Origin of the sequence: Protofrankia sp. Cj3 (genome assembly GCF_917627355.1) — a bacterium.
Classification (GTDB): Bacteria; Actinomycetota; Actinomycetes; order Frankiales; family Frankiaceae; genus Protofrankia.
Map to the genome: position 1 here is coordinate 18,020 of NZ_CAKJTR010000008.1, position 7,610 is coordinate 25,629.

Genomic DNA, 7,610 nt, shown 5'->3' on the forward strand with positions numbered 1-7,610 from the left:
GTGCTGACCCGTATCACCAGGTATACGCCGACGAGCAGGAGCAGCGCCAGCAGCAGGCTGCCGACGACAGCGATCTTCTCGGTCTGCCGGTAGGGGGCCAGCGACAGGCTGACGACGACGGTGGCCGCCTGCCGGCCCTGCAATGTCACCGGCAGCGCGAACAACCGGACCGGAGAGGCGCCACCCGTCGTCACTGTCCGTTCGCCCATGCCGGTCAGGGCGCTGGCTTGGCCCAGTAACGTGGCCCCGCCGGGTGGCTCCTCCACCGCGCGGCCACCCGCGAAGATCCACGTTCCGGTATCGATCGCGCTGTCATCGCGTACATCACGGATGGAGACCGCACCGCCGGTGAAGACCTCGACGGTGCTGGCGACAGCCTCTGCCCGTGTCCGCAGCACAGTGTCGGCCTGCTGCCGCAGCTGCGCGCTGAGCGCGGCATTGAACGCCACGGTCAGCGCCGTGAGCCAGCCCGCGGTGGTCACGACCGCCACCACCGCGATCCGGCCCCGCAGCGTCGAAGGCCCTCTCACGTGAACTGGTACCCGACACCATGGACAGTCGTGATTGCCCGCGAATCGTCCACCAGCGCCAACTTGCGGCGAAGCTTCGCGACATACTGATCCAGGGTGTTGTCGTAGACGATCGCCCCGGTGGGCCAGCCCGCGTCCACCAGCTCCCGCCGCCTCACCACCTCGCTGGGCGACGCCATCAACCGGGCAAGGACTCGGTACTCCGTCGGGGTCAGACGCACGTTCGTGGTCGCGCCGGCCAGTACATGGCCGCGCGGGTCCAGACGCAGACCGCCGGACACCGAGACGGGCGCGGGCCTGGCCCGTCTCAGCAGGCTCCCCAGCCGGGCCACGAGCTCAGCAAAGTGGAACGGCTTCGCAACGTACTCATCGCCGCCGGCCGCGAAACCCGAAACAAGGTCGGTGATATTCCCCCTCGCGGTGAGGAACAGTACCGGGACGTGCACACCACGCGCGCGCAGGGCCTGACACACATCCCGGCCGTCAGAATCCGGCAGGCCCACGTCCATCACGACCACGTCGAAACCGCTGTCGTCGGCGAACCGCGACAGGGCGGACGACCCGTCGGCCACCGCGGTCACGACCGCGCCCTGTTCACGCAGGCCGCGAGCAAGGACGCCGCGCAACGCCGGGTCGTCCTCCACGATCAGCACCCGCGATCCCTCCACAGCCGCCAGTATGCATACGGCGACGCCGGCGCAAGAGCGCACGGTAACAGGGGCGTGGATCAAGGAATAGGGCTGGGGTGCGCGCATCGCGAGGCGGAGGACGGAGCCACCCTGCTTGTTCCGATCAGGAACGGATCGCGTTTTCGGCGGCTTCGAACAGCTCGTTGACATCATGTCCGGCTTTCAACGCGCATGCGGCGGCCATGGTCAGCAGGAGCAGCGGTACGACGGCGGGGGCCCAGCGTCCTCGGGGCGGCGGTGCCAGTAACGCCTCGATCCGGGCGGAGACCTGCCCGTCGGTGAAACCCGCCGCGGTGAGGGCGCTGTCGTGCCGGGCGAGGGCAGCACGGGCGACGGCCTGCGCGGTCAGCCGTCGATCGCCGGTCGCGGCAGCGGCCGTCTCGTCCGCCCACCGCTCCAGAGCCTGGTCGCAGGCAGCCACCAGCGGCCGGGTCAGCGGGCAGGTCGCGGCGGCCAGCCGCACCGCGAACCGGAAGAGCCAGTGCGCATGGTCGAGGTGGCAGCGTTCGTGGGCCAGCAGCACCCGCTGTTCGGCAGGGGGCAACGCCTTGAGCATCCCGGAACTGACCACGATCCGTCCCGGCCAACCGGGCACCGCCACCGCGGCGGGGGTCGGATCATCAATGACGACGAGCGTCCCGGCGCATGCGGCGTGCCGGTAGGCGGGAAGCCAGCGGCGTGCCTCGACGGCCAGCCGCCATGCCAGCGTGCCGCACCCGGCCACTCCCACCGCGACGGCGACCCACGCCGCAACCGAAGCCGCCGGTGGTACCGGGTCGCCGGCGCCGACCAGGCTGGCCGACCAGCGGCCGAGCGCCGCGACCGGTGGCACCTGCCCGACCAGCAGGAGCGTCAGCAGACCGACGACCACGATCCACACCGCCGCGGTGCCGAGGGCGGCGGCGGCCAGCAGGAGCGCCGCTCGCGGGGGCGGCAGGCGCCGGGCCGCCGGCCGGGCGGCCGCCAGCAGCACGAGCGCTGCCGCGCCGGCCAGGCAGATAGCCAGCCGCACCGGTCAGCTCTCCGGCCGGGGCCGGTCGAGCAGATCGCGCAGCACCTGCTCCTCGCCGGGGTTCAGCGTGTCGACGAACCGGGCCAGCACCCCGGCTGGATCGTCGACCTGTTCCAGCAGCCCACGCATCCGCTGGGCGGTGAACTCGGCCGTGCTCTGCGCAGGCTGGTAGACGAACGTGCGCCCGTCCGCTGTCCGGGTCACCACGCCTTTGGCGTGCAGCCGGTTGAGGATGGTCATCACCGTCGTGTAGGCCAGGCTCCCGCTGATGACGGTCTGTACCTCACCTGGCGACATCGCCCTCTCGGCGGCCCACAACACCGCCAGCACCTCAGCTTCCAGCTGTCCGGGCCGGCGCCGCGGCCCGTCATCCGATCGGGTTGTCACATCCTCAACCTACCCTGCCTGTAGTAGTTTGTAGCAGCCATGTTGGCTGCCTGAAATGCTCCCGCCGCCCATCCAGAAAGACATCGATGCCTTCTTTGCCGGACAACCAGACCCGCAGCCGCGAGCCCCTCGCTCCCAAGGTTCCGGAGATCACAGCATTGTTCTGGGTTGTCAAAATTCTGACGACGGGTATGGGCGAGGCGGCCTCGGACTACCTTGCGCACGTCAACCTGGTGCTCGCGGGCACGATCGGCCTCCTCGGCTTCACGTTCGCGCTCTGGCTGCAGTTCCGGGTCCGCCGTTACTCCGCTCCCGTCTACTGGTTCGCGGTGATGATGGTCGCGGTCTTCGGCACCATGGTCGCCGACGGGCCACCCATCGGCCACATCGGTTCGACGGTCCTCTATCTTGTGGTCCTCGCGGCTGTCTTCTACACGTGGCACCGCAGTGAGGGAACGCTGTCGATCCACAGCATCGTGACCCGCCGCCGGGAGACCTACTACTGGCTGACCGTGCTCGCGACCTTCGCGCTGGGCACCGCCGCCGGCGATCTCACCGCGGACTCCTTGCGCTTTGGCTATCTGCCCTCAGGCATCCTGTTCGCAGTGATCATTTTGATGCCGGTGGTCGCCTGGTGGCGGTTCGGGCTGAACGAGGTCGTCGCCTTCTGGTTCGCCTACGTAGTGACCCGGCCGCTGGGTGCCTCGTTCGCCGACTGGCTCGGCAAGCCGGCGAAAAGGTCCGGTGTGGGCCTCGGCGACGGCCTGGTCGCCCTCACCGCTTTCGTTGTGATTGCTAGCCTGGTCGGCTACCTGACAGTGACGCGCGGTGACATCCAACGCGGCGGTGTCGACGACGGAGCCATCAGAAACATCGATCCGCAGGACCCGGCCCTTCCCCAGCAGGTACGGCCGCGGTTCCGTCCAGCCGACATCGACTGAATGCAGATCGGCGAGCAGGATGTCGCGGGCTGTCTGGCGACCGGTCAGGATCGGTGCGCATAGGTTGCCTGCGCGCGTTCAAACCGGCCTTCGGTTGTATGGGCGGTGTCGACCGCGGCGGCTGCGGTGGTCAGGACGAGCGCGGCGAGGGCAATCGCCAGGGCCGGCCGCGGCTTCGGGGGCGGGTCCAGCAAGGCCCGCGCTCGGTGGGCGAGGTCGGTGTGCACGGCGCCGAGCGCCACGGTCGGAGTGGTCAGTGTGCTGGTGCGGGCGAGGCCGGCTCGGGCCAGGGCTCGGGCGACCACAGCCCGGTCTTCGGCGATAGCGGCGGCGTCCTCGTCGGCCCAGCGTTCGACGGCGAGGCGCACGGCGGCGGCGGGTGTCCGCAGCAGCGGATTGGCGGCGGCGGCGAGGCTGGCGAGCTGGGTGTAGGCGTGGTGGCGGTGGCGCAGGTGGGAGTGTTCGTGGGCGAGCAGCACCCGGCGTTCGTCGGCGGGCAGCGCGCGCAGCATCGCCGTGGAGACCACGATCCGGCCGGTGAGTCCGGGCAGGGTGTAGGCGTCGGGATGGTCGTCGTCGACGATGACGAGGCCGGTGGGGGCGGGGCCCAGCCGCCGGCAGGTGAATTCGGCGGCGGCGAGGTCCTGGCCGACGAGGACGGCGCGGCGGGCGGCGCTGGCGGCCAGCCCGGCGACGGTGAACGCCGGCAGCAGCCCGGCCGTGGCGGGCAGCGGGTCGTGGCCGCGGACAACAGCGGCTGACCAGTGCCCGACCGCGGTGAGCGGGGGCAGCGGGGCGAGCAGGGTGAAGGCCGCGACCGCCAGGATGAAGCCGGTGGCCAGGGCGGTCACCAGGCAGGCGGTGGTCAGCAGCCGGGTGGCGGCGGCGGGCGGCAGCCGCCGGCCGAGCCGGCCGCCGCTGACGGTCAGCAGCAGGCTGGTGACGAACGGGATCAGCGCGACGGCCGTCATCACCGCTGCCTGTCGTCCGAGCCGGCGTGGGTGTGGTGGCTGGCGAGGATGTCGGCGAGGAGCTGTTCGTCTTCCGGACGCAGGTCCGCGACGAAGCGGGCCAGCGCTTCGGCCCGGTTGGCGCCGGCGCCGAGCAGGCGGGTCATCTGTCGGGCGGTGAGGGCGGCGTCGAGGGTGTCCGGGCCGGCGGCCAGCGCGTAGGTGTAGGAGCGGCCCGCCGGCTGCCGGGTGAGGGCGCCTTTGTCGTGCAGGCGGGCGAGGGTGGTCATCACGGTGGTGTAGGCCAGTGGTTCGCCGAGTTCGGCGAGTGTCTCGGCCGGGGTGAGCGGCCGGCCGGCCGCCGCGATCGCGGCGAGCACCTCACGTTCGAGCGCCCCCGGCTCCCGCCTCTTCGCCAACTGCCTCTCCGTCCCTCACTACTATCAAGCTGATAGTACGAGCTGGTGGGTCGTTAGCACACTCAGCCCGCCGTGCCGGCCGTCGTAGTGGGGGAGCCGGCCGTCGACTCGCTTCCCGAGGGGCCCCAGGTTCTCGCGATCGGACCTGTCACGTGCCACCTTCGCGCGGCAATCTACTATTCGATGAGTAGTAGATACTCGGAGGAGGATGTATGGCGGCTGGCGTACCGGCGGTGGAGGCCACCGGTCTGGTCAAACGGTTCGGCGGCCTCACCGCGGTGGATCATGTTGATCTACGGGTGGACGTCGGGGAGGTGTACGGCATCCTCGGCCCGAACGGGGCGGGCAAGACGACGTTCCTGCGGATGCTGTTCGGACTGATCCGCCCGGACGCCGGGGAGCTGCGGCTGTTCGGCCGCAGCTGGGCGCAGGCCGGCCCGGCGACGTTGGACGGGGTTGCGGGGTTCATCGAAAGCCCGCGGTTCTACCCCTACCTGTCGGGACGGCGGAACCTGGCGTTGCTGGCCGGGCTCGACGGCGGTGGCGCCGACAGCCGGATCGACGAGGTCCTCACCCTGGTCGACCTTGCCGGCCGGGCCGGGGACAAGGTCGGTGGCTACTCGTTCGGGATGCGTCAGCGGCTCGGGGTGGCCGCGTCCCTGCTGCGCGACCCGCGGCTGCTCGTCCTCGACGAGCCGGCCAACGGGCTGGATCCGGCCGGTATCCGCGACATGCGCGCCTTGGTCAAGCGGCTTGCCGCGGGTGGGCTGACCGTGTTGCTGAGCAGCCACAACATGGACGAGGTCGAGGAGATCTGCGACAACGTCACGATCATGCGTACCGGCCGGGTCGTCTATCACGGTTCGATCAGCCAGCTGCGCGCCCAAGCGCCCGACCCGTCCCACCGGCTGGCGACCAGCGACGATGACCGGGCGCTGGACCTGGCCATCGACCGCCCCGGCGTCGCCGTGTCGGTCCACCCGGACGGCGGGTTGGCGTTGCGCGCCCAGCCCGCCGCGGCGGACGCCTACATCATCACCCTTGGCCGGGCGGGTATCGCCGTACGGGCCCTCGGGCTGGAGGTCGCGCCGCTGGAGTCGCTGTTCTTCATGCTCACCGAACCCGACCGGCCGGCCGCTGACATATCCGCAGCCGATATCCCCGCCCCGCAGCCGCACGTTCGCACCGGAGGGACCCGATGAGCACCGCGGCCACGACGACGGCCACTACGCCCCCGGCAACCATCGAGACCGGTCCGGCCGGCCGCGGCCGGGTGACGACCGCCTACCGGTGGGAGGTCACGAAACTCGCCGCCCAGGCCCGTGCCCGCGTCACGCTCGCCGTCTGCCTGGCCGCGCCGTTCGTGTTCGTGGTGCTGCTCGACCGCCAGGACCGCCTGCCCAAGGACACCCTGTACGGCCGGTGGCTACACGCCAGCGGCTTCGCCACCCCGCTGCTCATCCTCGGGTTCGCCGCCCAATGGGTGTTCCCGCTGCTGACCAGCCTGGTCGCTGGGGACATCTTCGCCAGCGAGGACCAGCACGGCACCTGGAAGACGATCCTGACCCGCTCACACAGCCGCACCCAGATCTTCTGGGCGAAAACGCTGGCCGCGGCTACGTTCGCCGCCCTCGTCCTCGCCGTCCTGGCGGTCAGCTGCCTGGCCGCGGGCGTCCTGCTGGTCGGCCACCAGCCACTGGAAAGCCTGTCGGGCACCCTGCTGCCCCCGGGCCGCGCCGCGGAGCTGGTGCTCGCGGCGTGGGCGAGCGCGTTGCTGCCGCTGCTCGGGTTCACCGCCCTCGGGATCATGCTGTCGGTGCTCACCCGCAGCAGCCCCGCCGGGATCGTCGGCCCGATCATCCTCGGGCTGCTCATGCAGCTCTACGCGTTCCTCAACGGCGCGGACACGATCCGCCACCTGCTGCTGGTCACCCCGTTCGACGCCTGGCACGGCCTGCTGGCGGCGCATCCGTACTACGGGCAACTGGATCAGGGTGCGCTGGTCAGCGCCGGCTACATCACAAGCTGCCTGGCCGTCGCCTACCTGGCGCTGCGCCGACGTGACATCACCGGAGGATGACCCGTATGCGACGATTCACCATCCGTGTCCGAATGCCCCGTGCGGTCCTCGCGACCGGCGCCGCGGCCGCGCTGGCCGCCGTTCTGGGCGGTTGCGCTACCGATGTCACCCGGCCGCGGGTGGAAGGCTCTCTCGGCTCCGTCTTCGCCAACCTCTACGTCCAACAGCAGGCCCTGCTCGGCCACCCCGGGCTCACCCCGGCCGCGGTCGCTACGAAAGCCAGCTGCCAACGGAGCACTCCAGGAACGCAGGACAAGGGCGCGGGCAGTGACTGGGCCTGCCAGGTCCGCTGGACCGACGGCGCCGGGAAGAACCAGGACGGCAAGTTCGAGCTGCAGGTGCGATCCAACGGCTGTTACCAGGCCGGTGGCCCAGCTAAGATCGTCGGACCCGTCACCCTCCACACCACCACCGGCAAGGACGTCATCAACCCGGTGTTCGAGTTCGACGGCTGCTTCGACACCACCTGAACCACGGCGGTGATCGCGGTCGGCGCGGCTGGGCTCCTGACCGCCGCCCTTGCGACGCTGGCCGTCATCGACGGCTGGACCTTCGAGCGGTGTCGAGCCTGGCCGATCCGTCGGCCTTGCACCGTCACCTCC

The 7,610-nt window shown here is 70.8% G+C and carries 9 protein-coding genes and 1 pseudogene; 4 read left to right on the forward strand and 6 right to left on the reverse strand.

Annotation, left to right across the window (positions count from 1 at the left end; all coding sequences use genetic code 11):
* From MJ783_RS02050 to MJ783_RS02065, 4 genes and pseudogenes are all read right to left on the reverse strand, one after another.
* Positions 1-530, reverse strand: a pseudogene (locus MJ783_RS02050) (sensor histidine kinase); the annotation flags it as partial.
* Complete coding sequence (locus MJ783_RS02055; protein ID WP_239308189.1) at positions 527-1,183, reverse strand: response regulator transcription factor; 657 nt, start codon at positions 1,181-1,183, stop codon at positions 527-529. The gene MJ783_RS02055 and the pseudogene MJ783_RS02050, both read right to left, overlap by 4 nt.
* Positions 1,184-1,322: 139 nt before the next feature.
* Complete coding sequence (locus tag MJ783_RS02060; protein ID WP_239308190.1) at positions 1,323-2,231, reverse strand: M56 family metallopeptidase; 909 nt, start codon at positions 2,229-2,231, stop codon at positions 1,323-1,325.
* 3 nt (positions 2,232-2,234) lie between these two features.
* A complete protein-coding gene (locus tag MJ783_RS02065; protein ID WP_239308191.1) occupies positions 2,235-2,618 on the reverse strand; it encodes a BlaI/MecI/CopY family transcriptional regulator in 384 nt (127 codons plus the stop codon).
* Between the two features lie 86 nt (positions 2,619-2,704).
* On the opposite strand from MJ783_RS02065, the gene MJ783_RS02070 reads away from it, so the two are divergent.
* The gene (locus MJ783_RS02070; RefSeq protein WP_239308192.1) at positions 2,705-3,559 is read left to right on the forward strand and encodes a hypothetical protein; all 855 of its coding nucleotides are present in this window, start codon (positions 2,705-2,707) and stop codon (positions 3,557-3,559) included.
* 44 nt (positions 3,560-3,603) lie between these two features.
* Here the strand turns inward: MJ783_RS02070 and MJ783_RS02075 are convergent, their stop codons facing one another.
* On the reverse strand, positions 3,604-4,530 hold the full coding sequence (locus MJ783_RS02075) for a M56 family metallopeptidase (RefSeq protein ID WP_239308193.1): 927 nt from the start codon (positions 4,528-4,530) through the stop codon (positions 3,604-3,606).
* The gene (locus MJ783_RS02080; protein WP_239308194.1) at positions 4,530-4,928 is read right to left on the reverse strand and encodes a BlaI/MecI/CopY family transcriptional regulator; all 399 of its coding nucleotides are present in this window, start codon (positions 4,926-4,928) and stop codon (positions 4,530-4,532) included. Before MJ783_RS02080 ends, MJ783_RS02075 begins: the two co-directional genes overlap by 1 nt.
* 212 nt (positions 4,929-5,140) lie before the next feature.
* Between MJ783_RS02080 and MJ783_RS02085 the strand changes: the two genes are divergently transcribed.
* The 3 genes from MJ783_RS02085 to MJ783_RS02095 are packed head-to-tail and all read left to right on the forward strand — an operon-like array spanning position 5,141 to position 7,478.
* A complete protein-coding gene (locus MJ783_RS02085) occupies positions 5,141-6,130 on the forward strand; it encodes an ABC transporter ATP-binding protein (protein ID WP_239308195.1) in 990 nt (329 codons plus the stop codon).
* Positions 6,127-7,008 (forward strand): ABC transporter permease, encoded by an 882-nt coding sequence (locus tag MJ783_RS02090; protein WP_239308196.1) that lies wholly within the window; start codon positions 6,127-6,129, stop codon positions 7,006-7,008. The genes MJ783_RS02085 and MJ783_RS02090 overlap by 4 nt, the downstream gene beginning before the upstream one ends.
* A gap of 5 nt (positions 7,009-7,013) precedes the next feature.
* Complete coding sequence (locus tag MJ783_RS02095) at positions 7,014-7,478, forward strand: hypothetical protein (protein ID WP_239308197.1); 465 nt, start codon at positions 7,014-7,016, stop codon at positions 7,476-7,478.
* The last annotated feature ends 132 nt before the right edge of the window (positions 7,479-7,610 follow it).